General features: G+C 69.0%; 31 protein-coding genes. 20 read left to right on the top strand and 11 right to left on the bottom strand.

Going from position 1 to position 23,804, the window contains the following annotated elements; translation table 11 throughout:
- A partial coding sequence (locus Q0W90_RS13245) for a lyase family protein (protein WP_297774861.1) occupies nucleotides 1–735 on the top strand: 735 nt, incomplete at its 5' end.
- Nucleotides 736–745: 10 nt separating this feature from the next.
- Here Q0W90_RS13245 and Q0W90_RS13240 read toward each other — a convergent pair.
- The 4 genes from Q0W90_RS13240 to Q0W90_RS13225 all read right to left on the bottom strand — a co-directional run bounded on the left by Q0W90_RS13240 (nucleotide 746) and on the right by Q0W90_RS13225 (nucleotide 2,736).
- The gene (locus Q0W90_RS13240; RefSeq protein WP_297598870.1) at nucleotides 746–1,009 is read right to left on the bottom strand and encodes a hypothetical protein; all 264 of its coding nucleotides are present in this window, start codon (nucleotides 1,007–1,009) and stop codon (nucleotides 746–748) included.
- A gap of 181 nt (nucleotides 1,010–1,190) precedes the next feature.
- Nucleotides 1,191–1,403 carry a hypothetical protein gene (locus Q0W90_RS13235; protein ID WP_297598908.1) on the bottom strand — a complete coding sequence of 71 codons (213 nt, stop codon included), beginning with the start codon at nucleotides 1,401–1,403 and terminating at the stop codon, nucleotides 1,191–1,193.
- Between the two features lie 188 nt (nucleotides 1,404–1,591).
- Complete coding sequence (locus tag Q0W90_RS13230) at nucleotides 1,592–2,431, bottom strand: methyltransferase domain-containing protein (protein WP_297599411.1); 840 nt, start codon at nucleotides 2,429–2,431, stop codon at nucleotides 1,592–1,594.
- Nucleotides 2,431–2,736 carry a DUF2249 domain-containing protein gene (locus Q0W90_RS13225; RefSeq protein WP_297599412.1) on the bottom strand — a complete coding sequence of 102 codons (306 nt, stop codon included), beginning with the start codon at nucleotides 2,734–2,736 and terminating at the stop codon, nucleotides 2,431–2,433. The genes Q0W90_RS13230 and Q0W90_RS13225 overlap by 1 nt, the downstream gene beginning before the upstream one ends.
- Before the next feature lie 56 nt (nucleotides 2,737–2,792).
- On the opposite strand from Q0W90_RS13225, the gene fdxA reads away from it, so the two are divergent.
- From fdxA to Q0W90_RS13205, 4 genes are all read left to right on the top strand, one after another.
- Nucleotides 2,793–3,149, top strand: a complete 357-nt coding sequence (gene fdxA, locus Q0W90_RS13220; RefSeq protein WP_297599413.1) for a ferredoxin — start codon at nucleotides 2,793–2,795, stop codon at nucleotides 3,147–3,149.
- Between the two features lie 24 nt (nucleotides 3,150–3,173).
- Nucleotides 3,174–3,890, top strand: coding sequence for a helix-turn-helix domain-containing protein (locus Q0W90_RS13215; protein ID WP_297599414.1), 717 nt, complete (start codon nucleotides 3,174–3,176; stop codon nucleotides 3,888–3,890).
- Nucleotides 3,887–4,312 carry a hypothetical protein gene (locus Q0W90_RS13210; RefSeq protein ID WP_297774860.1) on the top strand — a complete coding sequence of 142 codons (426 nt, stop codon included), beginning with the start codon at nucleotides 3,887–3,889 and terminating at the stop codon, nucleotides 4,310–4,312. Before Q0W90_RS13215 ends, Q0W90_RS13210 begins: the two co-directional genes overlap by 4 nt.
- A gap of 100 nt (nucleotides 4,313–4,412) precedes the next feature.
- Nucleotides 4,413–5,354: a nitronate monooxygenase gene (locus Q0W90_RS13205; protein WP_297599416.1), complete on the top strand. Its 942-nt coding sequence runs from the start codon at nucleotides 4,413–4,415 to the stop codon at nucleotides 5,352–5,354.
- Between the two features lie 38 nt (nucleotides 5,355–5,392).
- Here Q0W90_RS13205 and Q0W90_RS13200 read toward each other — a convergent pair whose 3' ends face one another.
- On the bottom strand, nucleotides 5,393–6,097 hold the full coding sequence (locus Q0W90_RS13200; protein WP_297599417.1) for a helix-turn-helix domain-containing protein: 705 nt from the start codon (nucleotides 6,095–6,097) through the stop codon (nucleotides 5,393–5,395).
- 91 nt (nucleotides 6,098–6,188) lie between these two features.
- On the opposite strand from Q0W90_RS13200, the gene Q0W90_RS13195 reads away from it, so the two are divergent.
- The gene (locus Q0W90_RS13195) at nucleotides 6,189–6,632 is read left to right on the top strand and encodes a DoxX family membrane protein (RefSeq protein ID WP_297599418.1); all 444 of its coding nucleotides are present in this window, start codon (nucleotides 6,189–6,191) and stop codon (nucleotides 6,630–6,632) included.
- Between the two features lie 9 nt (nucleotides 6,633–6,641).
- Here the strand turns inward: Q0W90_RS13195 and Q0W90_RS13190 are convergent, their stop codons facing one another.
- Nucleotides 6,642–7,142 (bottom strand): DUF1990 family protein, encoded by a 501-nt coding sequence (locus Q0W90_RS13190; protein ID WP_297774859.1) that lies wholly within the window; start codon nucleotides 7,140–7,142, stop codon nucleotides 6,642–6,644.
- Between the two features lie 57 nt (nucleotides 7,143–7,199).
- On the opposite strand from Q0W90_RS13190, the gene Q0W90_RS13185 reads away from it, so the two are divergent.
- The 13 genes from Q0W90_RS13185 (at nucleotide 7,200) to Q0W90_RS13125 (ending at nucleotide 19,312) form a co-directional block, all read left to right on the top strand.
- Nucleotides 7,200–8,084, top strand: coding sequence for an aldo/keto reductase (locus Q0W90_RS13185; RefSeq protein ID WP_297698412.1), 885 nt, complete (start codon nucleotides 7,200–7,202; stop codon nucleotides 8,082–8,084).
- 38 nt (nucleotides 8,085–8,122) lie between these two features.
- Nucleotides 8,123–8,749: a PaaI family thioesterase gene (locus Q0W90_RS13180; RefSeq protein WP_297599421.1), complete on the top strand. Its 627-nt coding sequence runs from the start codon at nucleotides 8,123–8,125 to the stop codon at nucleotides 8,747–8,749.
- 138 nt (nucleotides 8,750–8,887) lie between these two features.
- Nucleotides 8,888–9,382 carry a general stress protein gene (locus Q0W90_RS13175; protein ID WP_297599422.1) on the top strand — a complete coding sequence of 165 codons (495 nt, stop codon included), beginning with the start codon at nucleotides 8,888–8,890 and terminating at the stop codon, nucleotides 9,380–9,382.
- 175 nt (nucleotides 9,383–9,557) lie between these two features.
- Nucleotides 9,558–11,666, top strand: a complete 2,109-nt coding sequence (gene thrS, locus Q0W90_RS13170; RefSeq protein ID WP_297698406.1) for a threonine--tRNA ligase — start codon at nucleotides 9,558–9,560, stop codon at nucleotides 11,664–11,666.
- A complete protein-coding gene (locus Q0W90_RS13165) occupies nucleotides 11,659–12,243 on the top strand; it encodes an HIT domain-containing protein (RefSeq protein ID WP_297599424.1) in 585 nt (194 codons plus the stop codon). Before thrS ends, Q0W90_RS13165 begins: the two co-directional genes overlap by 8 nt.
- Complete coding sequence (pgsA, locus tag Q0W90_RS13160; protein WP_297599425.1) at nucleotides 12,240–12,881, top strand: phosphatidylinositol phosphate synthase; 642 nt, start codon at nucleotides 12,240–12,242, stop codon at nucleotides 12,879–12,881. Before Q0W90_RS13165 ends, pgsA begins: the two co-directional genes overlap by 4 nt.
- 17 nt (nucleotides 12,882–12,898) lie before the next feature.
- Entirely contained in the window at nucleotides 12,899–13,840 is a 942-nt protein-coding gene (locus Q0W90_RS13155; protein WP_297599426.1) for a phosphatidylinositol mannoside acyltransferase, read from the top strand.
- Nucleotides 13,840–14,964, top strand: a complete 1,125-nt coding sequence (locus Q0W90_RS13150; RefSeq protein WP_297774858.1) for a glycosyltransferase family 4 protein — start codon at nucleotides 13,840–13,842, stop codon at nucleotides 14,962–14,964. The genes Q0W90_RS13155 and Q0W90_RS13150 overlap by 1 nt, the downstream gene beginning before the upstream one ends.
- The gene (locus tag Q0W90_RS13145; RefSeq protein ID WP_297774857.1) at nucleotides 14,964–15,986 is read left to right on the top strand and encodes an NUDIX domain-containing protein; all 1,023 of its coding nucleotides are present in this window, start codon (nucleotides 14,964–14,966) and stop codon (nucleotides 15,984–15,986) included. Before Q0W90_RS13150 ends, Q0W90_RS13145 begins: the two co-directional genes overlap by 1 nt.
- 68 nt (nucleotides 15,987–16,054) lie before the next feature.
- On the top strand, nucleotides 16,055–16,966 hold the full coding sequence (pdxS, locus tag Q0W90_RS13140) for a pyridoxal 5'-phosphate synthase lyase subunit PdxS (protein WP_297774856.1): 912 nt from the start codon (nucleotides 16,055–16,057) through the stop codon (nucleotides 16,964–16,966).
- 42 nt (nucleotides 16,967–17,008) lie between these two features.
- Nucleotides 17,009–17,845: an acyl-CoA thioesterase II gene (gene tesB, locus Q0W90_RS13135; RefSeq protein ID WP_297601383.1), complete on the top strand. Its 837-nt coding sequence runs from the start codon at nucleotides 17,009–17,011 to the stop codon at nucleotides 17,843–17,845.
- A complete protein-coding gene (gene pdxT, locus Q0W90_RS13130) occupies nucleotides 17,842–18,432 on the top strand; it encodes a pyridoxal 5'-phosphate synthase glutaminase subunit PdxT (RefSeq protein WP_297601386.1) in 591 nt (196 codons plus the stop codon). Before tesB ends, pdxT begins: the two co-directional genes overlap by 4 nt.
- Before the next feature lie 124 nt (nucleotides 18,433–18,556).
- Nucleotides 18,557–19,312: a YebC/PmpR family DNA-binding transcriptional regulator gene (locus Q0W90_RS13125; RefSeq protein WP_297698403.1), complete on the top strand. Its 756-nt coding sequence runs from the start codon at nucleotides 18,557–18,559 to the stop codon at nucleotides 19,310–19,312.
- Nucleotides 19,313–19,379: 67 nt separating this feature from the next.
- Here Q0W90_RS13125 and Q0W90_RS13120 read toward each other — a convergent pair whose 3' ends face one another.
- Genes Q0W90_RS13120 through Q0W90_RS13100 form a run of 5 tightly spaced genes read right to left on the bottom strand, consistent with a single transcriptional unit; the run spans nucleotide 19,380 to nucleotide 23,013 of the window.
- Entirely contained in the window at nucleotides 19,380–20,963 is a 1,584-nt protein-coding gene (locus Q0W90_RS13120) for a polyamine aminopropyltransferase (RefSeq protein WP_297601392.1), read from the bottom strand.
- The gene (locus Q0W90_RS13115; protein ID WP_297601395.1) at nucleotides 20,960–21,415 is read right to left on the bottom strand and encodes a DUF350 domain-containing protein; all 456 of its coding nucleotides are present in this window, start codon (nucleotides 21,413–21,415) and stop codon (nucleotides 20,960–20,962) included. The genes Q0W90_RS13120 and Q0W90_RS13115 overlap by 4 nt, the downstream gene beginning before the upstream one ends.
- Before the next feature lie 25 nt (nucleotides 21,416–21,440).
- Nucleotides 21,441–21,872: a DUF4247 domain-containing protein gene (locus Q0W90_RS13110; protein ID WP_297698401.1), complete on the bottom strand. Its 432-nt coding sequence runs from the start codon at nucleotides 21,870–21,872 to the stop codon at nucleotides 21,441–21,443.
- A complete protein-coding gene (locus Q0W90_RS13105; protein ID WP_297601401.1) occupies nucleotides 21,869–22,384 on the bottom strand; it encodes a DUF2617 family protein in 516 nt (171 codons plus the stop codon). The genes Q0W90_RS13110 and Q0W90_RS13105 overlap by 4 nt, the downstream gene beginning before the upstream one ends.
- Before the next feature lie 17 nt (nucleotides 22,385–22,401).
- Nucleotides 22,402–23,013: a DUF4178 domain-containing protein gene (locus Q0W90_RS13100; protein ID WP_297601403.1), complete on the bottom strand. Its 612-nt coding sequence runs from the start codon at nucleotides 23,011–23,013 to the stop codon at nucleotides 22,402–22,404.
- Nucleotides 23,014–23,195: 182 nt separating this feature from the next.
- Here Q0W90_RS13100 and ruvC point away from each other — a divergent pair, with 182 nt between their 5' ends.
- Nucleotides 23,196–23,750: a crossover junction endodeoxyribonuclease RuvC gene (gene ruvC / locus Q0W90_RS13095; RefSeq protein ID WP_297698399.1), complete on the top strand. Its 555-nt coding sequence runs from the start codon at nucleotides 23,196–23,198 to the stop codon at nucleotides 23,748–23,750.
- The last annotated feature ends 54 nt before the right edge of the window (nucleotides 23,751–23,804 follow it).

The raw sequence follows: 23,804 nt of genomic DNA, 5'->3' as shown, positions 1-23,804 counted from the left end.
GGGGTCATCGACGCCTTCGAGCGGGTGGCCGCGCTGACCACACCGGCTCAAATCGGTGGCGCGGCAGGGACTTTGGCCGCCACCACGGAGCTGGCCGCATTGCTCACCGGCACGCCCGACCCGGCCGGGGTGTCGGCCGACCTCGCCGCGAACGCGGCAACGGCGCTGGGCCTGGCGCTGCGGCCTCCGTGGCATACCGCGCGCGCACCGATCACCGCGGTCGGCGACGCCTTCGTCGGCTGCACCGACTGCTGGGGCCGCATCGCCTCCGACATCGTCACGCTGGTCCGCCCGGAGATCGCCGAGCTCAGCGAGCCGGCAGCCGAGGGCCGCGGCGGTTCGTCGTCCATGCCGCACAAGCGAAACCCCGTGCTATCCATCCTGATCCGCCGCGCCGCCCTCGCGGCGCCGCCCTTGGCCGCCACCTTGCACACCGCCGCGGCGCTGGCCAACGACGAACGCCCCGACGGTGCCTGGCACGCCGAATGGGACACCCTGCGCACCCTGGGCCGGCGTACCGTCGTCGCGGGATCCCAAACCGCCGAGTTGCTGGCCGGACTGACGGTGCACGCACAGCGCATGGCCGAAAACCTCGATGCCGCAGATGTTTTGGGTGAACAACGAGCGATCGCCGAGCTGGCGCGCAAAATGCCGTCACCGGCCTACTTCGGCGCCGCCGACCGGCTGATCGACGAGAGCCGCAGCCGCGCCGCGCGGATACTCGGTCGGCGCTGATGGACGAGTTTCAGTCGGCCACCGCGATTTCGATGGACAAGCACTCGCCCAGGGCGTGCGCGGCCGGCCAGTCCCCGCCACATACGGCGCGCTCGAGTTCGTCGACCAACGGGCTGTCGGCACCGAGATCCGCCAGCCACGCCGACACCGTCGCCGTGATCTGGTGTGCGGGCACCCGAGCGACATGCCCCTGATGGAGCCGGTCGGTCAATTGGTAGATCGTGGCCGACGGCCTGCGCTGCGGCCAATGAACCGTCCATTTCGGTGAATTCATCGTCCCCTCCCCGCTAGCCTTAACGACTCATCCGTTCCCGGCGGCACGTCCAGCCCTAGACCGCAATAGTACGTCTGTACCAATGCATGGGTCGTCATTTCGGCCATCGAAAATCGAACTTTTTCCCGGTTTTTGTCCATCGCGATCGCCTATCCGGTTCTCCAGCAGAAGAGCAGGCCGATCAACGCCGCGCCAATGAGGCACGGCCCGCCCGGGACATGATGCGTTGCATGACGTTGTGGGACAGGTCGCCGTCGTTGGCCACCCTGGTGAGGCCGCGTCGCCTCAGAAACATGTCGAGCCGCCGATCGGGTGACCAATCGGCGTAGGTGGAGCCCAGGTAATGCGACTGCAGGAAATCCGACGCCAACGCCTCGAGGTCGGAATCCGTCAACAACGGTGGGCTAACACCCATGACCGGCACGCTCCTTTGTCCTCCCCACAACTGCCGCAGCCAAGTTACGTCAGAGGGCGTCACTAAACCGTCACGCGGAGATTGCGGAACGGGCCCAAAGTCGGTGCCCGAAATCAGAAGCGACGCGAAGGTGGGGGTGGAGGCCTTGCCCAAGCCTGTCGAGGCGGTTAGCCGGTGGCCGATGCCGCCGGTTTGTGGGCGACGATGGCGACGGCGGCCAGTTGCTTGCGATGCTTGCGGAAGGTACGGCGCATCGCCAGAACCCGCTTGCGGGCGTCGTGCTGCACGACCACATTCCTGGCGAAGCGCAGCGCCCCGACAAGGCCCTCGTCGGAGACCAGCCGGCGGGGTTGCAGCAGGGCCATTGGCGCGGTCGTGACGTTATCGACCACCAATCCGTGCTCGGTGAGCAGTTTCGACCACTCCGCAATCGTCAACGGACGCGCGTTGACCTTGATGGAACGGGCGAGCGCGTGCCGGATGTCGGCGCTGACCTCCTCGGACACCGTGTCCGGTGTGAGGGCGAGTTCGTGGATCGCGTAGCGACCGCCCGGCCGCAGCACGCGGGCCGCCTCGGCGACGATGGCGTGCTTGGCCGTGTCGCCCTGCATGGTCAGCATCGCCTCTCCGATGACGACATCGCTGCTGGCGTCCGGCAATCCGGTCTCGGCCGCGTCCGCGACCCGCACGGCGGCATTCTGCGCACCCAGATCGGTGAGCACGCCGCGGACGATGTTGGCCGCGTCCGGGTCGCCTTCGGCGCCGAGGTAGGACCGTGGCCCGCGGGCGACGATTTCGGTGGCGGTGCGGCCCAGGCCGGGCGCCAGCTCGACCACGTCGGCACCGGTCAGCTCCGCGCGGGACAGCAGGGTGCGGGTCAGCCCGAGGCCGCCGGGGCGCAACACGCGTTTGCCAAGCCGCGCCAGCAGCCAGTGGCCGCCGACCGCTTCGTCGTCGCGGCGTGATGCCGGTAGCGGAAGTTCGGAACCTGCTGGTTGTCCTGTCATCAGATTTCCTGTCGCGCAGCGCTTTGCGGTGGCTCCAGGACCAGCTCTTCGTGTCCATGGTGCACCGGGGGTGGGATGTCGACGAGCTTACCGATCCGGATCCGCCAGGCGGGGCCTTTCTCCAGGTATTCCCACTCGTAACCGCCCTGATAGTCGGCCTCGAATTCCTCGCGCAGGTGCTTGGGGTCGTGATTGTTCACCAGAACGAACGACTCGCCGACCTTCAGCGCGGCGTAGGTCGCGAAGATCGTCGGGTGCTTGTCCGGCTTGCGCAGCTCGCGGACGTCAAGTTCGTTGGCAGCCATGGTTCTCCGACCTGATTCACTAATTCTTACAAGGGATGTTGTGTAAACTCTAGCGTATGACTTACGTGATCGGGAAGCCATGCATCGACGTGATGGACCGCTCCTGCGTCGAGGAGTGCCCGGTGGATTGCATTTACGAGGGCGGCCGGGCGCTCTACATTCATCCAGACGAGTGTGTCGATTGCGGCGCGTGCGAGCCGGTTTGTCCGGTGGAGGCGATTTACTACGAAGATGACCTGCCTGAGGACTTCAAACCCCACCTGGCCGACAATGAAGCCTTCTTCGCCGAGACGCTGCCGGGCCGCGACGAACCCTTGGGGTCTCCGGGCGGGGCGGCCAAGGTCGGTCCGCTCGGCGTCGACACGCCTTTGGTGGCGGGTCACCCCAGTGCCACCCAGCCGGACGGGGCGTGAAGGACAAGCAGTGGGAGGGACCTTTTGAGAACCCAGAAGACTCAGCAGAGCCGGAAACTCCAGGAACTCCAGGAACCGGCGACGGGGGAGTCGGCCGGCCGCCGGCGCGCGGTGATGCGGTTGCTCCGCGCCTCGCCGGATCCGATGAGCATCGCCGGGATCGCCGACGAGCTGGGCGTGCATCCCAACACCGTCCGCTTCCACCTCGACAGCCTGGTCACCGACGGGCAGGTGGAACACGTCGAGCTGGACCGCAAAGGGCCGGGGCGTCCACCGCTGATGTTCCGCGCGGTCCGGCAGATGGATCGTGGCGGAACGCGGCATTACCGCCTGCTGGCCGAGATTCTGACCATCGCCTTCGCCGCCGAGCGTGACCCCGGGCCCAAGGCCCTGGCCGCGGGCCGGGCCTGGGGGCGAATGGTGGATGCCGAACTGCATTCGCCGCCCGACCACGCGGCCAGCGCAGAAGAGGTCATCACCCGGTTGATCGATGTGCTCGACGAACTCGGCTTCGCGCCCGAGCGCCGGGTGGTCGACGGAGAGCAGCAGGTCGGACTGCGGCACTGCCCGTTTCTGGAATTGGCCGAAGACCGGTCGAATGTCGTGTGTCCGGTGCATCTCGGCCTCATGCAGGGAGCCGTGGAGACGTGGGGCGCGCCGGTCTCGGTGGACCGCCTCGACTCGTTCGTCGAGCCGGACCTGTGTCTGGCTCACCTGACGCTGCAGGCGTCGGCCAAATGAGCACCGGAACGGCGATCGCCGTCGCGTTCGACTTCGTCTGGCTCGGCATGGTGTTGGCCATCTCGTTCCTGGAAGCCCCACTGAAGTTCCGGGCGCCCAATGTGACATTGCAGATCGGGCTCAGCATCGGGCGGCTGGTCTTTCGCGCGCTCAACACCGTCGAGGTGGCTTTCGCGCTCGTCATCGGGGCGATCGTGATCGCGGGCCCCAGCCGGGCGGGCGTCGTTGTGGCGATCGTCGTCGTCGCCGCCGCGTTGGCCGTCCAGCTGGTCGCCGTGCGGCCCGCGTTGACCCGTCGTTCCGACAGGGTGCTGGCCGGATCGGACGGGCCGCGCTCCCGGGCCCACTACGGATACGTCGCGCTGGAGGCGGTCAAGGTGGTCGGGCTCGTCACGGCGGGGATACTGCTGCTGAGCGGTTAACTCCCAACCCTCAAGGCCGTGGTGAAAGGCCTTGCAACTTCGAAGGACTCGCATGGATTCCATTTCGTTGACCGACCTTCCCTCGGTGCACTAGCCGCTGATGTTATCGACGCCCTGGGCAACGGGTTTCGGTCTGCGGGCACCCATCGTCAACGCCCCGATGGGCGGCGTCGCCGGCGGCCGCCTGGCCGCGGCGGTCACGGCGGCCGGTGGCCTGGGCATGGTCGGCATGGGCAGCGTCGCGACCCGGGAGATGCTGGCCGAGCAGTTGCGCCACGTCGACGGGCGGTTCGGCATCGGGCTGGTCGACTGGGTGATGCGCAACGAGGCCGGGCTGCTCGAGGATGCGCTCGCCGCGCGGCCCGCGCTGTTGTCGGTCAGTTTCGGGACCGACTGGTCCTGGGTCACCCAGGCGCATGACGCCGGAATCCCCACCGTCACACAGGTTTACGACAGCATCGGGGCGCGAAAGGCCGTCGACGCCGGCGTCGACATCCTGGTCGCTCGTGGGTCCGAGGGCGGTGGGCACGGCGAGGTCAGGCTGGGGCTGTTGCCGCTGCTGGACGCCGTCTTGGACGCGGTCACGGTGCCTGTGCTGGCCGGCGGTGGTGTCGCCTCGGCGCGCAGCCTGGCCGCGGTGCTGGCCGCCGGCGCGAGCGGGGCGTGGGTGGGCACCCGGTTGTCGGCGTGCCCGGAGGCGCTGACCGGCGACGCGGGCCGCCGGGCCCTGGTCTCCGCATCCGAGACCGACACCGCCGTCACCCGGGTCTTCGACGTCGCCAAGGGGCTGCCTTGGCCGGCGCGGTTCCCGTCGCGGGTGTTGGCCAACGACTTCGTCGAGCACTGGACGGGTCACGAGGAGGCGCTGGATTCGGGGGCCCGCGAGGAGCTGGCCGCGGCGATCGCCGCCGGGGACAGCCGGATTGCGCCCGTGGACGCCGGGCAGGGCGTCGGGATGATCCGCGACGACGCGTCGGTGGGCGAGGTCATCGACGAGATGTGCACGGGCGCGGCAAGGTTGCTGTCCGGCTGGGGGTCATAGGTGCGCTCGCCGGCACGCCGGCATGGCGCGCGGGGATCCTATTCGTCGCGCGGCGTGAGCACGACGCAGCACCGGTCCCGCCCCGGGCAGAGTCGGGCGTCGGGTCCGTGTGGTGCCAGCGCTTCGGCCACGCCGGTGATCAGCGCGTGGTTCATGGTGCAGGCCAGCTCCGTCTGCTCCTGCGCCAGCGCGTGGAACGGGCAATTGGCGAGCTCGACCTCGTCGCCGCCGAATCGAGGCTCATAGCCGTACCGGCTCAGCACCGCGACCGTGCGCTCCAGCGCGGCGGTGGCATCGGCGGGAGGAGGCTTGCCGGCGCCGGCCCCGATCGTGTGGCCGTAGTCGCGGGCGACCCGGTTCAGGACCTCGGTGACCGGCTCGCCGGTGCCCGCGGACTGGGCGATGGCCGTCGCCATCAAGCGTCCCGCCAATTCGTACTCCCGGTGCGGCAGGCTGACCGCGATGTCGCGGCGCGCGCGGCGATACAGCTTCGCGGTGCGTCCGGCGCCGGGGCCGGAGCGGCCGGTCAGGCGCGCGAAGTCGGTTTCCAGCAGGCCCTCGGCGGTGAGCCGGTCCAGGTGGAACTTGGCCTGATGGTGGGGGATCCCGACGGCGTCGGCCGCCTGGTCACGGCCCACGGGCGCCGATTGGGCGCACACGAACTGATATAGCCGGCGGCGCACCGGATCGGCGAGCGAGCCGATGCCGGTGGCGTCGCGCTGCAGGGGGTCCGCGTCGTCCATTCGGGGGCCGTTTCTAAAAGATGAAATACTTGACGATACAGTGTAGGCGTTCTACCGTTCAAACTATTATCCGTTACAAATGGAGGCAACCATGAGCACCAAACAAGCCGGCGCGACCCCCGGCCTGGCCGAGCAGTTGCGGGACCCGGCCTATTCGGCATATCTCCTGCTTCGCACCGTCTTCACGATCGCGCCCATCGCGTTCGGGCTGGACAAGTTCTTCAACCTGCTGACCCACCCGCATCACTGGAGCATGTATCTGGCCGGCTGGATCAACGACGTGGTCCCCGGGACGGCCGATCAGTGCATGTACCTCGTCGGGATCATCGAGATCGTGGCCGGGGTTGTGGTGGCGGTCGCCCCACGGCTGGGCGCCTGGGTGGTCGCGGCTTGGCTGGCCGGGATCATCATCGACCTGGTTACCGGGCCCGGGTTCTACGACGTCGCGCTGCGCGACTTCGGTCTGTTCGTGGGCGCCCTCGCGCTGGCCCGCCTGGCGCAGGGCGTGCACAACGGCAGCATCGCCGCCCGCTAGCCGGGCGCGTCACACCGCCCGCAGATACCGCTTGGCGATGACGCGCTGAGTTACCCGCACCACCGGCCCGCCGGCCTTGCTCCACCAGGTCGCGGGCCTGGAGAACGCCGACACCTCCGCGTATACCGCGGAGGTGCTCGGGTCGTGGCGCACCACGAAACGTTCCTCGCCGGACTCCGGATGGCCCGGCAGGGTGCCGTAGCCGAAGCCACGAACGTCGGGTTCATCGACGACGTACACGACGCGGCAGGGCGCGGGCAAGAAGCCCATCCGCACCACCACCACCGCGTCGACGACGGCGATCTCGGAGCTGGCCTGCACGCGCAGCCCGGAGCCGCGCTGCATGCCCCAGCGCATGACGGCGTCAGCGGCCTGCTCGAAACGCTGCCGCCCCGTGCCGATCTGGCGCTCGGCGCGTTGATGGTCGTATCCCGCGGGCAGCTCTCCGGCCGCCGTCGCCCCCACTTCCCGATAGGTCAGGGGAAGTTCTGCGAGCGCTGCGAGGTCCATGGGCTCAGCTTGCCACGCCACGATGCGCGGCGGCGTTCGGCGAGTACGGTCGGAGAAGTGACCGCACAAAACTCGAAAACGGTTGCCGGGGCGTCCGGAACATTCACCCTCGGTGGAGATCTGACCATCAACCGACTCGGCTTCGGAGCGATGCGCCTGACCGCGAAGGGCGTCTGGGGCCCACCCGACGACCGCGACGAATGCGTCCGGGTGCTGCGACGCGCCGCCGAACTCGGCGTCAACTTCATCGACACCGCCGACTCCTACGGCCCGTACTTCTCCGAGGAGATCATCCACGAGGCGCTGCATCCCTATGACGGCCTGGTGATCGCGACCAAAGCGGGGCTGCTGCGCACCGGGCCGGACATCTGGATTCCATTGGGCAATCCCAGCTATCTGCGCCAGGAATGCGAGCTGAGCCTGCGCCGGCTGGGGGTGGACACCATCGACCTGTTCCAGCTGCACCGCATCGACCACCACTTCCCGCTGCAGGATCAGGTCGGCGAGCTGGTCGCCCTGAAAAACGAAGGCAAGATCCGCCACATCGGCCTGTCCGAGATCACCGTCGAGCAACTGGCCGAGGCTCAAAAAATCACCGAGATCGTGTCGGTGCAGAACATGTACAACCTGTCCGCCCGCGACGCCGAGCCGCTGCTGGACGCGGTGACCGAACAGGGCATCGGTTTCATCCCGTGGTTCCCGCTGGCCGCCGGACCGCTGGCCGCCCCCGACGGTCCGCTGCAGCGCATCGCCGCCGAGCACGACGCGACGCCGTCACAGCTGGCGCTGGCCTGGTTGCTGAAGCGTTCACCGGTGATGCTGCCGATCCCGGGGACGTCGAAGGTGGCGCACCTGGAGGAGAACGTCGCCGCCGCCGAGATCACGCTGTCCGACGACGAGTTCGAAACCTTGTCCGCCGCCGGGGCTCAGCAGACGGGCTAGCCACCACGCGAAAGCGCGCGCCCGCCGGGCAATACGGTGTGGTGGTGGCCGAACACCAGCGACACCCCGGCGGTGGATTCAACCCGCCCGATCCCACCGCCAAGGGTGGGCCCGACTACGGCAGGTTCATCGACGCCGTGCGCACGTTGCAGGACCACGCCCGCGCCGTCGACGCCCCCGACGACGTGATCACCGAGGCCGCCGACCTGCTGGAGAAGGTGTCGGGGCTGCTGACACCGTTCGATGCCGACGAATGGGCGTCCCCGTCGGGCCGCCGGATGGATCTGCCGATGCGCGGCAACATCCTGACGATCCCGATGTCGGCCCACAAAGGCGACGACGGCCGCATCCATGGCCATGCCCGGTTCGCCCGGTTCCATCTCGGTCGCAACGGCGCCGTGCACGGCGGTGCCCTGGGCATGCTGTTCGATTCCGTGTTGGGGTTGACCGCCGCGGTGCTCACCGGTAACCCGCGCCAGCGCACCGCCTACCTCAAGATCGACTACCGCAACATCGTGCCGCTCGAAAAGGAACTGCGGTTCGAGGCGGGCGTCGACCGGGTGGACGGGCGCAAGATCTTCGTGTCGGGCCGATTGACCGACGGCGAGCGCCTGTTGACCGAAGCCGACGCGCTGTTCGTGCGGCTCAAACCCGGCCAGCCTTAACAAGCGCGGCGTCGTTATCGACCTTGCGCCCGTTCGGATAAAGACCTTGGCAGCCACGACGCGGTGGGGACCGTTTGCGCTCAGCGATTCGCGTCAACCCAGAGGTGAACAGCTGTCAGAACTCGTCAGGAGATAGCAATGGTTTACCCGTCCGGTCCGTCCGGTCCCAGCGAGCACGGGCTTCGCGCCGAGCCCCCCGTTCGGCGGGAGGTCGTCGCCTCCTTCGACAATTACGTCGCCGCGCAAGAACTGGTCGACCGCATGTCCGACGGCGGATTCCCGGTGGAGCATGTCCGCATCGTGGGCGACGGTGTACGCACGGTCGAACATGTCACCGGCCGCATGACCAACGGCAGGGCAGCGCTGGCCGGCGCCGGCGCCGGGGCCTGGTGGGGTTTGCTGATCGGCTTGCTTTTCGCCATCTTCACCGTCGGCCCGTACTGGATATGGGCGCTGCTCATCGCGACGGCCATCGGCGTGTTCTGGGGTGCGGTGTTCGGGTTCGTCGCGCACGCGTCGACGCGCGGGCGCCGTGACTTCTCCAGCGTGCAGACGCTGGAAGCCCAGCGCTACGACATCTGCGTCACCGCCGACTACGCGGCGGAAGCGGCCCGCTACGTCCACGCTGTGTGACCCGCGGTGCTTCGACACCCGTGACCCGGCGTACCCGCTTGGCCAGGGGGCCCCGATAGCGGCTGCCACCTCCTAGCGGGAGCGCGCCTGGCTCGCGTTGCTCGACGGCCCTGCTCGGTTTCGAACCGCCCCGATAGCATGGTCGTCGACCCCTCGAGCCTTGGAGACCGCCACGATGACCGTCCCCGCACCCCCCGACTCGGGAGCCGATGGCGGCGACCCGCAGCGCCCGGCCATGCCGGGCGTGCGATCGCCCCAAGCCCCGATCCGGGTGTCCGCCGGGACCACCGCGGCCGCCGCGGTGCGCGACGCGGGGCTGCCGGGCCGCGGGGCGCCCGACGGCGTCGTGGTGGTGCGCGACGCCGACGGGAAGTTGCGCGACTTGAGCTGGGCGCCCGCGGCCGACGCCGAGGTGGTCCCGGTGCCGGCGAACACCGACGAGGGCCGCAGCGTGATCCGGCACTCGGCCGCCCACGTGCTGGCCCAGGCCGTCCAAGAGCTGTTCCCGCAGGCCAAACTGGGCATCGGGCCGCCGATCACCGACGGCTTCTACTACGACTTCGACGTGCCGGAGCCGTTCACCCCCGAGGATCTGGCGGCGCTGGAGAAGCGGATGCGCCAGATCGTCAAAGAGGGTCAGCTGTTCGAGCGACGCGTGTATGAGTCCACGGACGCCGCGCGCGCCGAGCTTGCCGGCGAGCCCTACAAGCTCGAACTCGTCGACGACAAGTCCGGCGACCCGGCGGTAATGGAAGTCGGCGGCGACGAGCTCACGGCCTACGACAACCTCAATCCCCGTACGCGGGAACGGGTTTGGGGCGACCTGTGCCGGGGCCCGCACATCCCGACCACCAAGCACATCCCCGCGTTCAAGCTCACCCGCAGCTCGGCCGCCTACTGGCGCGGCGACCAGAACAACGCCAGCCTGCAACGGATCTACGGCACGGCCTGGGAGTCGCAGGAGGCCCTGGAGCGTCACTTGACGCTGATCGAGGAGGCCCAGCGCCGCGATCACCGCAAGCTGGGCACCGAGCTGGACCTGTTCAGCTTCCCCGACGAAATCGGTTCCGGCCTGGCGGTTTTCCACCCCAAGGGCGGCGTCGTGCGTCGGGAGCTGGAAGAGTACTCGCGGCGCAAGCACATCGCGGCCGGCTACGAGTTCGTCAACACCCCGCACATCACCAAGGCGGACCTGTTCCACACGTCCGGCCATCTGGACTGGTACGCCGAGGGCATGTACCCGCCGATGCACCTCGACGCCGAATACGACGACGACGGGACCGTGCGCAAGCCGGGGCAGGACTACTACCTCAAGCCGATGAACTGCCCGATGCACACCCTGATCTTCCGGGCTCGTGGACGCTCCTATCGCGAACTTCCGTTGCGGCTCTTCGAATTCGGCACCGTCTACCGCTACGAGAAGTCCGGCGTGGTGCACGGGTTGACCCGGGCGCGTGGATTCACCATGGACGACGCGCACATTTTCTGCACCCGCGAGCAGCTGCACGCCGAGCTGGCGTCGCTGCTGCGGTTCATCCTGGAGCTGCTCGGCGACTACGGGCTGGAGGACTTCTATCTGGAGCTGTCCACCAAGGACCCGGACAAGTTCGTCGGCTCCGACGCCATGTGGGAAGAGGCCACCAACGCCCTGGCCGAGGTGGCGGCCGAATCCGGCCTGCAGCTGGTGCCCGACCCGGGCGGCGCGGCGTTCTACGGTCCCAAGATCTCCGTGCAGGCCCGCGACGCCCTGGGGCGCAGTTGGCAGATGTCCACCATCCAGGTGGATTTCAACTTCCCGGAGCGATTCGAGCTGGAGTACACCGCCGCCGACGGAAGCCGGCAGCGGCCGGTGATGATCCACCGCGCGCTGTTCGGATCGATCGAGCGGTTCTTCGGCATCCTCACCGAGCACTACGCCGGTGCCTTCCCGGCGTGGCTGGCGCCGGTGCAGGTGGTCGGCATCCCGGTGGCCGACGACCACATCGACTACCTGAACGATGTTGCGGCGCAACTGCGCTCGCACGGGGTGCGGGTCGAGGTCGACGGCAGCGACGACCGGATGGCCAAGAAGATCGTCAACCACACCAACCAGCGGGTGCCGTTCATGTTGCTCGCCGGCGACCGTGACGTTGCGGCGGGCGCGCTGAGCTTCCGCTTCGGCGACCGCACCCAGATCAACGGCGTGCCCCGCGACGGGGCCGTCGACGCCATCGTGAAGTGGATCGCCGATCGCGAGAACGCCGCTCCCACCGCCGAACTCGTGAAAGTGGCGGCCGGTGAGTGATCGCGAACGGGCCGAGCCGCGCACCGACGACACCATCCTGGACACGGGCGTCGGCGAAGAAGATCATCTGCAGCGGTTGTGGACGCCATACCGGATGACCTACCTGGCCGAGGCGCCGATGAAGCGCGACCCCAACGCTTCGGGCAAAGCCGAGCAGCCCTTCACCGACATCCCGCAGCTGGCCGACGAAGACGGTCTGGTGGTCGCGCGCGGGGAACTCGTCTACGCCGTGCTCAACCTCTACCCGTACAACCCCGGACACTTGATGGTGGTGCCCTACCGCCGCGTTTCCGAGCTGGAGGAACTGACCGATCCGGAGAGCGCGGAGCTGATGTCGTTCATCCAGAAGGCGATTCGCGTCATCAAGAACGTGTCACGGCCACACGGCTTCAACGTCGGCCTCAACTTGGGGACCTCGGCCGGCGGGTCGCTGGCCGAACACCTGCACGTGCACGTCGTGCCGCGCTGGGGTGGTGACGCCAACTTCATCACCATCATCGGCGGATCGAAGGTGATCCCGCAGCTGCTGCGCGAAACGCGCCAGCTGCTGGCGACGGAGTGGGCGAGTCAAGAATGAGCAAAATGCCGTTCCTGTCGCGGGCGGCGTTCGCGCGGCTGACCACTCCGACCGCAAAGGCATGCCTGCGGTTGGGCTTGACCCCCGACGCCGTCACGATCCTGGGCACCATCGTCGCCGTGGCCGGGGCGCTGACATTCTTCCCGATGGGCAAGCTGTTCATCGGCGCGTGTGTGGTCTGGTTCTTCGTCCTCTTCGACATGCTCGACGGGGCGATGGCCCGGGAACGGGGCGGCGGCACGCGGTTCGGCGCGGTGCTGGACGCCGCCTGCGACCGCGTCAGCGACGGCGCGGTGTTCTGCGGGCTGCTGTGGTGGATCGCGTTCGGCCTGCACGACAAGCTGCTGGTGGTGGCCACGCTGATCTGTCTGGTCACCTCGCAGGTGATCTCCTACATCAAGGCGCGGGCCGAAGCCAGCGGCCTGCGCGGGGACGGCGGCCTCATCGAACGGCCCGAGCGGCTGATCATCGTGCTGGTCGGCGCCGGGGTCTCGGACTTTCCGTTCATCGCCTGGCCGCCCGCGTTGCCCGTGGCGATGTGGCTGTTGGCGGCGGCCAGCCTGATCACCTGCGCGCAGCGGCTGCACACGGTGCGCACCTCGCCCGGTGCGACCGACCGTGGATCGGCCGCACCGTGATTCCCACTCCGCCGGGCATGAATGTGATCACGGCACCGCGCCGCCTGGCGGGCCGCTTGATGGGCGGCGTCGGGGCCGACTGGGCGTACGCCACCGGCTGGATGGCTGTGCGGGCGATGCCGGAGTTCGCCGCGCGCAACGCATTTGGTGCCGCCGCGCGCTACGCTGCCCGTGGCGGCGGCCCGGATCAGCTGCGCAAGAACCTTGCCCGCGTCCTGCGCGTGGCGCCCGAGGACGTTCCGGATTCCCTGATGCGGGCCTCGCTGGCCTCCTATGCCCGCTATTGGCGCGAGGCGTTCCGCCTGCCGAGCATGGACCTGCCCAAGCTGGGCCGTGAACTGCAGGACTCGATCCTGGGGGAAGACCATCTCGACGCGGCATTGTCCCGTGGCCGCGGCGCGGTGATCGCGTTGCCGCACAGCGGCAACTGGGACATGGCCGGAGTGTGGCTGGCGCAGACACATGGCACCTTCACCACCGTCGCCGAGCGACTCAAACCCGAGTCGCTCTACCATCGGTTCATCGCCTACCGCGAACGCCTCGGCTTCGAGGTGTTACCCCTGTCCGGGGGAGAGCGGCCGCCCTTCGACATGTTGTGCGACAGGCTGCGGGACAACCGGGTGGTGTGCCTGATGGCCGAGCGCGACCTGACGCGCACCGGTGTCCAGGTCGACTTTTTCGGCGAACCCACCCGGATGCCCGCCGGACCGGCGAAACTCGCGACAGCGACGGGGGCGGCCCTGCTGCCGGCCCACTGCTGGTTCGAGGACGAGGGCTGGGGCGTCGATATCGGCCCGCCCCTGGATTGCACCGGCGGCGACGTCGCGGCGATCACCCAGCTGCTGGCCGATCACTTCGAGAAGAACATCGCCGCCCGCCCCGAGGATTGGCACATGATGCAGCCGCAGTGGCTGGCCGACCTCAGCGACACCAAGCAGGCCCGGCTAAGGGACACGTGATGCGCATCGGGATGATCTGTCCCTACTCGTTCGACGTTCCCGGCGGGGTGCAGTCGCACGTCCTGCAGCTGGCCGAGGTGATGCGGGCCCGCGGGCATGAGGTCAGCGTGCTCGCGCCGGCCTCGCCGCATGCCGCGCTGCCCGACTACGTCGTCTCGGCCGGCAAGGCCGTCCCGATTCCCTACAACGGGTCGGTGGCCCGGCTGCGGTTCGGCCCGGCCACCCACCGCAAGGTGAAAAAGTGGCTCGCCGAAGGCGATTTCGACGTGCTGCACCTGCACGAGCCCAACGCGCCGAGCCTGTCCATGCTGGCCCTCAACATCGCCGAGGGCCCGATCGTGGCGACGTTTCACACGTCGACCACCAAATCGCTGACGCTCACCGTCTTTCAGGCCATCCTGCGCCCCATGCACGAGAAGATCGTCGGCCGGATCGCGGTCTCCGACCTGGCCCGGCGCTGGCAGATGGAAGCGCTGGGAACCGACGCGGTGGAGATCCCCAACGGTGTTGACGTCGCCTCGTTCGCCTCCGCGCCGCTCCTGGACGGTTACCCGCGGGCCGGCAAGACGGTCCTGTTCCTGGGGCGCTACGACGAGTCGCGCAAGGGCATGTCGGTGCTCCTCGAGGCGCTGCCGCGGCTGGTCGAGCGGTTCGCCGATGTGCAGCTGCTCGTTGTCGGACGGGGCGACGAGGACGAATTGTGCACCCAGGCAGGCGAATTCGTGAAGTACATTCGCTTCCTCGGCCAGGTCGACGACTCGGGGAAGGCGTCGGCCATGCGCAGCGCGGACGTCTACTGCGCGCCCAACCTCGGCGGGGAGAGTTTCGGCATCGTCTTGGTCGAGGCGATGGCCGCCGGCACCCCGGTGGTGGCCAGCGATCTGGACGCCTTCCGGCGCGTGCTGTGTGACGGGGACGTGGGCCGGCTGGTGCCCGTCGGGGACGGCGCCGCGCTTGCCGATGCGCTGATCGCGGTGCTCGAGGATGATGTGCTGCGGGAACGTTATGTGGCGGCCGGTTCGGCCGCCGTCCAGCGCTACGACTGGTCGGTGGTGGCCAGCCAGATCCTGCGCGTTTACGAGACGGTCGCCGCGTCGGGCGCCAAGGTTGAGGTGGCCGGTTGATGACATGGCTGATTGTCGCCATCGCCGTGTTGGTCGCGGTGCTGGCGATCTTCGGCGCCTGGGCGTACCGGACGGCCAACCGGCTCGACCGGCTGCACGTCCGCTACGACCTGTCGTGGCAGGCGCTCGACGGCGCGCTGGCGCGGCGCGCGGTGGTGGCGCGCGCCGTGGCCATCGACGCCTATGGCGGCGCGTCGGAGGGGCGGCGGCTGGCGGCGCTGGCCGCCGCCGCGGAGGGGGCGGCCCGGCCGGCGCGCGAGACGTGCGAAAACGAGCTGTCGGCCGCGTTGGCGGTCGTCGCCCCGGCGTCGTTGCCGGCCGGGCTGATCGCCGAGCTTGCCGACGCCGAGGCCCGCGTTTTGTTGGCCCGCCGCTTCCACAACGATGCGGTTCGCGACACCCTGGCGCTGGCCGAGCGGCCTTTGGTGCGGCTGTTTCACCTGGGCGGGACCGCCGGGCTGCCCAGCTATTTCGAGATCGTCGAGCGGCCGCACGCGCTGGCGCACGGCGATCACGGCGTGCTCAACCACCGCACCTCGGCCCGCGTCGTGCTGCTCGACGAGAGCGGGGCGGTGCTGCTACTGCGCGGGTCGGATCCCGCGCTCGCCGCGCGCGCGCCCAAGTGGTGGTTCACGGTGGGCGGCGAAGTGCAGCAGGGGGAGCGCCTGGCCGAGGCCGCCGCGCGCGAACTCGCCGAAGAAACCGGGCTGCGGGTCGCGCCGGCCGACATGGTCGGCCCCGTATGGCGGCGCGACCAGGTCTTCGAGTTCAACGGCTCGCTGATCGACAGCGAGGAGTTCTACTTCGTCCACAGCACCCGCCGGTTCGAGCCGTCGCGGACGGGCCGCACCGATCTGGAACGCAGCTACATCCACGGCCACCGCTGGTGTGACGCTGCCGACATCGCCCAACTCGTCGCCGCGGGGGAGACGGTGTACCCGATGCAACTGTCCGGACTGCTCACCGACGCGGCCGCGCTCGCCGGCGGCCGCACGCCCGGCCCGCTGCTGTCCATCCGGTGACTCCGTCGGTAACGCGGGTCAAAGCGCCTCATTAGACTGGGTCGACAACGGTTGAAGGAGATCAAGTAGTGAGTACCGCCCACCCACCCAACGGCAGCGGGCGAACCGGAACCGCGCGCGTCAAGCGCGGCATGGCCGAGATGCTCAAGGGCGGCGTCATCATGGACGTCGTCACGCCCGAGCAGGCCAAAATCGCCGAGGGTGCCGGCGCCGTCGCCGTGATGGCGCTGGAGCGGGTGCCCGCCGACATCCGTGCTCAGGGCGGCGTGTCGCGGATGAGCGACCCGGACATGGTCGAGGGCATCGTCGCGGCCGTGACGATCCCGGTGATGGCCAAGGTCCGCATCGGGCACTTCGTCGAGGCGCAAATCCTGCAGAGCCTCGGCGTGGACTACGTCGACGAGTCCGAGGTGCTCACGCCCGCCGACTACACCCACCACATCGACAAGTGGAAGTTCACCGTGCCGTTCGTGTGCGGGGCGACCAACCTCGGTGAGGCGCTGCGCCGCATCAGCGAGGGCGCGGCCATGATCCGCTCCAAGGGTGAAGCCGGCACCGGAGACGTCTCCAACGCGACCACGCACATGCGGGCGATCGGTGGCGAGATCCGCCGCCTGACGTCGCTGTCGGAAGACGAGTTGTACGTGGCGGCAAAGGAATTGCAGGCGCCGTACGAACTCGTCGTCGAGGTGGCCCGGGCGGGCAAGCTGCCGGTCACGATGTTCACCGCGGGCGGCATCGCCACGCCGGCCGACGCGGCGATGATGATGCAGCTCGGCGCCGAGGGCGTATTCGTGGGCTCGGGCATCTTCAAGTCCGGCGACCCCGCTGCGCGCGCCGCCGCGATCGTCAAGGCCACCACCTTCTACGACGATCCCGACGTGCTGGCCAAGGTGTCGCGCGGGCTGGGTGAGGCGATGGTCGGCATCAACGTCGAGCAGATCGCGCAGCCCCATCGACTGGCCGAACGCGGCTGGTGACAAGGGCGATGAGCGCTTGCGCGAAGAGCAGACAGTTATAGCGTGGCGATCGTAGAGATCCTCGATCTCGAGCAACTCGAGGTCAACATCTACCGCGGCAGCATCTTCAGCCCGAAATCGGGATTCCTGCAGCGCACCTTCGGGGGCCATGTGGCCGGCCAGTCGCTGGTGTCCGCGGTGCGCACCGTCGATCCGCGCTACCAGGTGCACTCGCTGCACGGATACTTCCTGCGGCCCGGGGACGCCAAGGAACGCACGGTTTTCATCGTGGAGCGCACCCGCGACGGCGGCTCGTTCGCCACCCGCCGCGTCAACGCCATCCAGCACGGGGAAATCATCTTCAGCATGGGCGCGTCCTTCCAGACCCACCAGGAAGGTGTCCACCACCAGGACCCCATGCCGGCCGCGCCGCCGCCGGACGGCCTGCCCGGGCTGGACTCGATGAAGGTCTTCGACGACGCCGGGTTCAAGCAGTTCGCGGAGTGGGACGTCTGCATCGTGCCGCGTGAGCGCCTGGAGCTGACGCCGGGCAAGGCGGCGCAGCAGCAGGTGTGGTTCCGTCACCGTGACCCGCTGCCGGACGACCAGGTGCTGCACATCTGCGCGCTGGCCTACATGAGCGACCTGACGCTGCTGGGATCGGCACAGGTCACCCACCTCGACGTGCGGGAGCACCTGCAGGTGGCGTCGCTGGACCACGCGATGTGGTTCATGCGGGCGTTCCGGGCCGACGAGTGGCTGTTGTACGACCAGTCCTCTCCGTCGGCCAACGGTGGCCGCGCGCTTTGCCAGGGCAAGATCTTCACCCAATCCGGTGAGATGGTCGCGGCGGTCATGCAGGAGGGGCTGACCCGCTTCGCGCGCGGGTACCAGCCGTGAGCCGTCCCCGCATCGGGGTGCTGGCGCTGCAGGGCGATACCCGCGAGCACCTGGCCGCCCTGCGCGAAGCCGGGGCCGAGTCGATGCCGGTGCGCCGGCTCGGTGAGCTCGAGGCGGTCGACGGGCTGGTGATCCCCGGTGGGGAATCGACGACCATGAGCCACCTGCTGGGAGACCTCGGCCTGCTGGAACCGCTGCGGGGCCTGCTGGCCGACGGGCTGCCCGCCTACGGCGCGTGCGCCGGCATGATCCTGCTGGCCAGTGAGATTCTCGACGCCGGAGCGGGCGGGCGCGAGGCGCTGCCCCTGTGTGCGATCGATATGACGGTGCGGCGCAACGCTTTTGGGCGCCAGGTCGACTCGTTCGAAGGTGACATCCCGTTCGCGGGGCTGACGGACCCGGTGCGCGCGGTGTTCATCCGCGCGCCCTGGGTCGAGCGCGCCGGTGCCGGCGTGGAGGTGCTGGCCAGCGCCGCCGGGCATGTCGTCGCGGTGCGGCAGGGCCGCAAGCTGGCGACGGCGTTTCACCCCGAGGTGACCGGCGACCGGCGCATTCATCAGCTGTTCGTCGACATGGTCACCGGCTGATCCAGCGCCGCGAAACTGCGATTGGCGACACATTTCACGAGTGGAGCCGTCGGCAGTTGCAGTCTCGCGGTCCACGTAGACTCGTCTGGCCACAAAAACAAGAGGACTCCCAGATAGGACACCGATGAGCGGCCATTCCAAGTGGGCCACCACCAAGCACCAGAAGGCCGTCAAGGACGCTCGCCGCGGCAAGGAATTCGCCCGGCTGATCAAGAACATTGAAGTCGCCGCCCGTACCGGCGGTGGTGACCCGGCGGGCAACCCGACGCTCTACGACGCGATCCAGAAGGCCAAGAAGACCTCGGTGCCCAATGACAACATCGAGCGAGCCCGAAAGCGGGGTGCCGGTGAGGAAGCCGGCGGCGCCGAATACCAGACCATCATGTACGAGGGCTACGGGCCCAATGGCGTCGCTGTCCTGATCGAATGCTTGACCGACAACCGCAACCGGGCGGCCGGCGAGGTCCGGGTGGCGGTGACCCGCAACGGCGGCAACATGGCCGACCCCGGCTCGGTGTCCTACCTGTTCACCCGCAAGGGCGTCGTCACGCTCGAGAAGAACGGCCTGACCGAGGACGACGTGCTGACGGCGGTGCTCGACGCCGGCGCCGAGGACGTCAACGATCTCGGTGAGAGCTTTGAGGTGATCTCCGAGCCGACGGATCTGGTCGCGGTGCGCACCGCGCTGCAGGACGCCGGCATCGACTACGAATCCGCCGAGGCGAGCTTTCAGCCCTCGGTCAGCGTGCCGGTTGACGTCGACGGCGCGCGCAAGGTGTTCAAGCTCGTCGACGCGCTCGAAGACAGCGACGACGTGCAGAACGTGTGGACCAACGTCGACCTGTCCGACGAGGTGCTGGCGGCCCTCGACGACGAATAAAGCCGACTAGTCGTCGATCGCAAGCGCGGCGCAGAGCGCCGGGCGAAGCGGGTCGGCGCCGTTGGAACTAGTCGTAGCCGTGCCGCATGTCCTCGACGATGCGCGGATTGTCCAGCGTCGACGGCTGCACGGGCCGCGGCGCGACGTCGCCGGAAAACACGCCGGCGGCCGCGAGCACCTGCTGGTTGAGAAAACGTAGCGGGGGCGCGTCGGGGGGCACCGTCGGTGTGGGCGCGGTCTCGGCGCGCTGCGCCAGGGCGAATCCCCAATCGCCGAACGTCGGCACGTGCACGTGATACGGCGTGACCGCGTAGCCGGCCGCCCGGATCGTCGATACCGTGCGCCAGTAGGCCGTCGCGGTGGAAAAGGGGCTGCCCGCCTGCACCGCCACCAGCCCGCCGGGGGCCAGCGCGCGGGCGACCAGCGCGTAGAACTCGGTCGAATACAGCCGGCCGAGCACGGGCGTATCGGGGTCGGGAAGGTCGACGATGATCGAGTCGAAGCGGTCGATGTTGGGTCCGCGCAACCAGTTCATCGCGTCCTCGGTTACCACGGTCACCCGCGGGTTGTCCAACGAACCGCCGTTGGCGTCGCGCAGCGTGGTGCGCGCGATGTCGATCACCGCGGGGTCCAGCTCGACCTGCACGATCTTGGAAATGCCCGGCTGGCGCAGCAATTCGCGGGCCACCAGGCCGTCGCCGCCGCCGAGCACCAGCACCGCACGCGCGCCGTTCCCGAGCGCGGGGTAGACGAGGCTTTCGGTGTAGCGGTATTCGTCCCGGGTGGAGAATTGCAGCCCCCCGTCGAGGTACAGGCGGGTGTCGTTGCCGCGCCGCGTCACCACGATCTCCTGGTAGGGCGTGTGCCGGTAGGCGATGATCGGATCGGCGTAAAGCCTTTGCCTGCTTGTGGTTTCGATGTCTCCCGAACGCAGCAGCAGCGTGGCGAGCAGCCCCAGCGCGGCGGCCAGCGCGCACAGTGCCAGTAGCAGTTGTCGCGTCGAAACCACTTGGCGCAGCAGGAAAATCGCGACGACGGCGGCCGCCGCCAGGTTGATCATGCCGGTGGCCGCCGCGCCGCGGATCATCCCCAGCTGCGGCAGCAGCACGAACGGCCAGACCAGCCCGCCCAGGAGCGCGCCCAGGTAATCGGCGGCGTTGAGGTTGGCCAGCGTGCGCCCGGCGTCGGCGGCCGGGTTTTCGGCGGCCACCCGCCCGCTCTGCAGCAGCGTCATCAACAGCGGCACCTCGGCGCCCACCAGGGCACCGATCAGGGCGGTGCCCACCGCCAGCACCCACGTCGAGCCGACCGAGCCGTCCAGGAACGCGAACACCACGTACAGCGCCGCCGCGGATAGGCCGCCGATGACCCCCAGCAGCGCCTCGACGGCGATGAAGGTGATCGCCGCGTGCGCCAGCAGCGGCTTGACCAGCAGGGCGCCCACGCCCAGCGCGGCGATGTAGCCCGCGACGATCAGCGAGATGGCGACGATGCCGCCGCCATCGAGGCTGGCCGACAGCGTCAGCAGCGCGAGCTCGTAGATGATGCCGCAGGCCGCGCACGCGGCCACGGCGGCCAACAGCAGCGCCCGCCACCGCCCCGACGCCGCGGACGGCGCCGCCGGGGGCGTGGCCACATCGACGGAGCTCATGACACCGCCGCGGCGGTCACCCCTCCCACGGCGAGCAGTATCAGCGCCACCGCGAACGATCCCGGATGCAGCACCTGCTCGTCGATGTGCTCGTGGAAACTCCCCGGTATCAGCAGATGCATGGCGAGCAGCGCTATCCCGAGCAGGATCACGCCCATCAACCCGTACACCGCGACGCCGACGAGTCCCTGGCCCAGCTGGCTATAGCTGTTGGCGATGGCGGTGATGATGACGACGGTCAGCGCGATGTACATCGCCCCCGCGACGATGACGGCGTTGGGGCGGCGGTCGATGAACACCAGTTGGCGCAGCTTTCCCGGGGTCAGCACGTCGACCACGTAGAACCCGACCAGAAGGACGGCCATGCCGACCACGAAGTACAGGATCGTCGCGACCGCACCTTTCAGGACGGGATTGAGATCGACGGTTCCGATCTCGACGGCGAGGTACATGGTTCTCTCCTTTGCGGTGGTGCCATCACTTGGTTCCGCCGGGGCCGCCGGGGCTGCCTCCGGAGCCGCCCGACGGGGAGCCGGGGGTGAATCCGGGGCCGAGGAAGATGAACGCGCCGTGGCTGTACCCGGCGCTCAGCGGCTCGACGCGGATGCTGCACGGGTAGTTGCCGTCGGGGCCGACGATCACGATGTCGTTGCTGTAGCGCAGGTACTCGCTGTTGCCGTTGCCGGTGCGCGCCTCGGGTTTCGCATAGGCGGCGAGCGCGTCGGCCGCCTGCCGGGGTGACCCGGTGCACTGGTAGCGCCTGCCGTCCACGTCGTGGGCGTACTCGTGATAGTGGCCGGCGACATACGACGCGATGTTCTTCTGCAGCAAGATGATTCCGATCATCAGGCACACCACGGCTCCGGCCGCCAGCAGACCGGCGATCACGAACAGGCGGTTCCGGCTCACGGCTGCCACCGGCTCGCCGTGTGAACCACCATCCCGCCGGACCCGGCGGGATGCCCCGGATACAGATGCCATGTCTGCCAGCGCCAGCCGGCGCCGTCGGGTTCGGCGGCCAGCACGGTCAGTGCGGCGTCATCGCCGGGGAACGTGCCACCGAGCCAGCCCGCCTGTCGGGCGCAACGGGCGCGCAGGTCGTGCGCGAGGTGGCGGAAGGCCGCCTCGTCGCGGGTGTCGGTGCGGGACTGCAGGCGGTAGCCGGGCGCGTCGGTGCGCTCGGGCAGGTCGGCCCCGAGGCTGCGGGCGGTGCACGAGACCTGCTCGGAGAACCGGCCCGCGGCGTGCTCGACCGCGACGACGTGCGATGCGCCGAGCACCCCGAGCAGCAGCGCCGCCGCGCCGTCGGGGTGGTCCAGGCGGCAGGCGGCCAGCGGCGGGGGGGACGGCGCATTGAGCGCGAGTCCCAGCCTCTCCCCGGATACGTCCGCCGGGGTCACCGCGAGCTGATGAAGGGGCACCGGCCTGACCTCGGGCGCTAGGCCGGGCTGGGCGGGGGTGCGGCGTACACGGTCAGTTCGCCGGGCGACACGGGCTTGCCGGTCGACACCTCCCAGGGCATGTCCGCGGCCCAGCGCTCGAAGGAGAGCAGGAGGGTCTCGTCGGCGTTGGTGCAGTCGACGAATTCCATCTCGCCGCCGGCGGGCAGGCCGGTGGCGCCTTCGGTCGTGTAGGAGGCGCGGCCCCGTTCGGATTCGTGAAACATCACGCCGTCGACCACGTACGGGTCGCCGGGCCGCAGCGGCAGGTCCTTGCGGGTGACCCACATCGCCAGCTCCAGGCGTCCGTCGTCCTCTTCGACGCTGAACCAGATCGGCTGGTCGCCGCCTTCGAGCAGGTGTTCCCACCAGACGAACGGGCCCTCACGGAAGGTGACCGACCCGCGCACGATGTAGTCGGTGCCGCCATAGCTGACGATCGCGCCGGGGCCGAGTTGACGCGGCCCGAACTGCGGCATCGCATCGGACGCGAGCGGATCGGGACGCCCGCTGCGCTGGGCCGGCTGCTTGGGCCGCCGCAAAGCGACGACGAGTACCACGATGGACGCGATGAACAGCACTATGGCGAGCATGACCAGCAGAGATCCCACGCGAACCCTCCCGTTGCCACATTGCTTGAGCGAACGTGGGCTAAAGCTAACAGCTTTTTCGCGGGTTCGGCGCGGTAACTTCGCGAGCCGGAATCGCCGGCGCCGCCGCGTGTCGCACCCGGGGCACGTCGGTGCCGGCAGCTAGGGTATCGAACAGCTGTTCTACTAGGTGGGAGCGGGTAATGCGGGTGATGGGCGTCGACCCCGGCCTGACCCGATGCGGGCTGTCGGTCGTCGAAAGCGGGCGCGGGCGCACTGTCGTCGCGTTGGACGTCGACGTGGTGCGCACGCCGTCGGACGCGCCGCTCGCCGGGAGGCTGCTGAAGATCAGCGACGCCGTCGAGCATTGGCTGGCCACTCACCAGCCGGACGTCGTGGCCATCGAGCGGGTGTTCTCGCAGCTGAACGTGACGACGGTGATGGGCACCGCCCAGGCCGGTGGCGTGGTCGCGCTGGCGGCGGCCAAACGCGGCATCGACGTGCACTTCCACACCCCCAGCGAGGTCAAGGCCGCGGTCACCGGCAACGGCGCGGCCGACAAGGCGCAGGTCACCGCGATGGTCACCAAAATCCTTGCGCTGCAAGCCAAACCGACGCCGGCCGACGCCGCCGACGCGCTCGCGTTGGCGATTTGCCACTGCTGGCGGGCGCCGATGATCGCCCGCATGGCGGCGGCCGAAGCCCTGGCCGCCGAGCAGCGGCAGAAGTACAAGGCCAAGCTCAAGGCCGCCCGATGATCGCCGCGGTGCGCGGCGAGGTGCTCGAGGTGGCGCTCGATCATGTGGTGATCG

It is taken from the genome of Mycobacterium sp., assembly GCF_025933915.1.
Classification (GTDB): domain Bacteria; phylum Actinomycetota; class Actinomycetes; order Mycobacteriales; family Mycobacteriaceae; genus Mycobacterium.
Note: the sequence above shows the minus strand (reverse complement) of the source record. Positions and strands in the feature narration are given on the sequence as shown.

What these genes read in the sequence shown, in the direction of transcription:
- Q0W90_RS13240 (WP_297598870.1), bottom strand. Translation starts at nt 1,009, where the DNA reads ATGAATTCACCGAAATGGACGGTTCATTGGCCGCAGCGCAGGCCGTCG.
- Q0W90_RS13230 (WP_297599411.1), bottom strand. Translation starts at nt 2,431, where the DNA reads ATGACAGGACAACCAGCAGGTTCCGAACTTCCGCTACCGGCATCACGC.
- Q0W90_RS13225 (WP_297599412.1), bottom strand. Translation starts at nt 2,736, where the DNA reads ATGGCTGCCAACGAACTTGACGTCCGCGAGCTGCGCAAGCCGGACAAG.
- fdxA (WP_297599413.1), top strand. Translation starts at nt 2,793, where the DNA reads ATGACTTACGTGATCGGGAAGCCATGCATCGACGTGATGGACCGCTCC.
- Q0W90_RS13210 (WP_297774860.1), top strand. Translation starts at nt 3,887, where the DNA reads ATGAGCACCGGAACGGCGATCGCCGTCGCGTTCGACTTCGTCTGGCTC.
- Q0W90_RS13205 (WP_297599416.1), top strand. Translation starts at nt 4,413, where the DNA reads ATGTTATCGACGCCCTGGGCAACGGGTTTCGGTCTGCGGGCACCCATC.
- Q0W90_RS13200 (WP_297599417.1), bottom strand. Translation starts at nt 6,097, where the DNA reads ATGGACGACGCGGACCCCCTGCAGCGCGACGCCACCGGCATCGGCTCG.
- Q0W90_RS13195 (WP_297599418.1), top strand. Translation starts at nt 6,189, where the DNA reads ATGAGCACCAAACAAGCCGGCGCGACCCCCGGCCTGGCCGAGCAGTTG.
- Q0W90_RS13190 (WP_297774859.1), bottom strand. Translation starts at nt 7,142, where the DNA reads ATGGACCTCGCAGCGCTCGCAGAACTTCCCCTGACCTATCGGGAAGTG.
- Q0W90_RS13175 (WP_297599422.1), top strand. Translation starts at nt 8,888, where the DNA reads ATGGTTTACCCGTCCGGTCCGTCCGGTCCCAGCGAGCACGGGCTTCGC.
- thrS (WP_297698406.1), top strand. Translation starts at nt 9,558, where the DNA reads ATGACCGTCCCCGCACCCCCCGACTCGGGAGCCGATGGCGGCGACCCG.
- pgsA (WP_297599425.1), top strand. Translation starts at nt 12,240, where the DNA reads ATGAGCAAAATGCCGTTCCTGTCGCGGGCGGCGTTCGCGCGGCTGACC.
- Q0W90_RS13155 (WP_297599426.1), top strand. Translation starts at nt 12,899, where the DNA reads ATGAATGTGATCACGGCACCGCGCCGCCTGGCGGGCCGCTTGATGGGC.
- Q0W90_RS13150 (WP_297774858.1), top strand. Translation starts at nt 13,840, where the DNA reads ATGCGCATCGGGATGATCTGTCCCTACTCGTTCGACGTTCCCGGCGGG.
- Q0W90_RS13145 (WP_297774857.1), top strand. Translation starts at nt 14,964, where the DNA reads ATGACATGGCTGATTGTCGCCATCGCCGTGTTGGTCGCGGTGCTGGCG.
- Q0W90_RS13125 (WP_297698403.1), top strand. Translation starts at nt 18,557, where the DNA reads ATGAGCGGCCATTCCAAGTGGGCCACCACCAAGCACCAGAAGGCCGTC.
- Q0W90_RS13120 (WP_297601392.1), bottom strand. Translation starts at nt 20,963, where the DNA reads ATGAGCTCCGTCGATGTGGCCACGCCCCCGGCGGCGCCGTCCGCGGCG.
- Q0W90_RS13115 (WP_297601395.1), bottom strand. Translation starts at nt 21,415, where the DNA reads ATGTACCTCGCCGTCGAGATCGGAACCGTCGATCTCAATCCCGTCCTG.
- ruvC (WP_297698399.1), top strand. Translation starts at nt 23,196, where the DNA reads ATGCGGGTGATGGGCGTCGACCCCGGCCTGACCCGATGCGGGCTGTCG.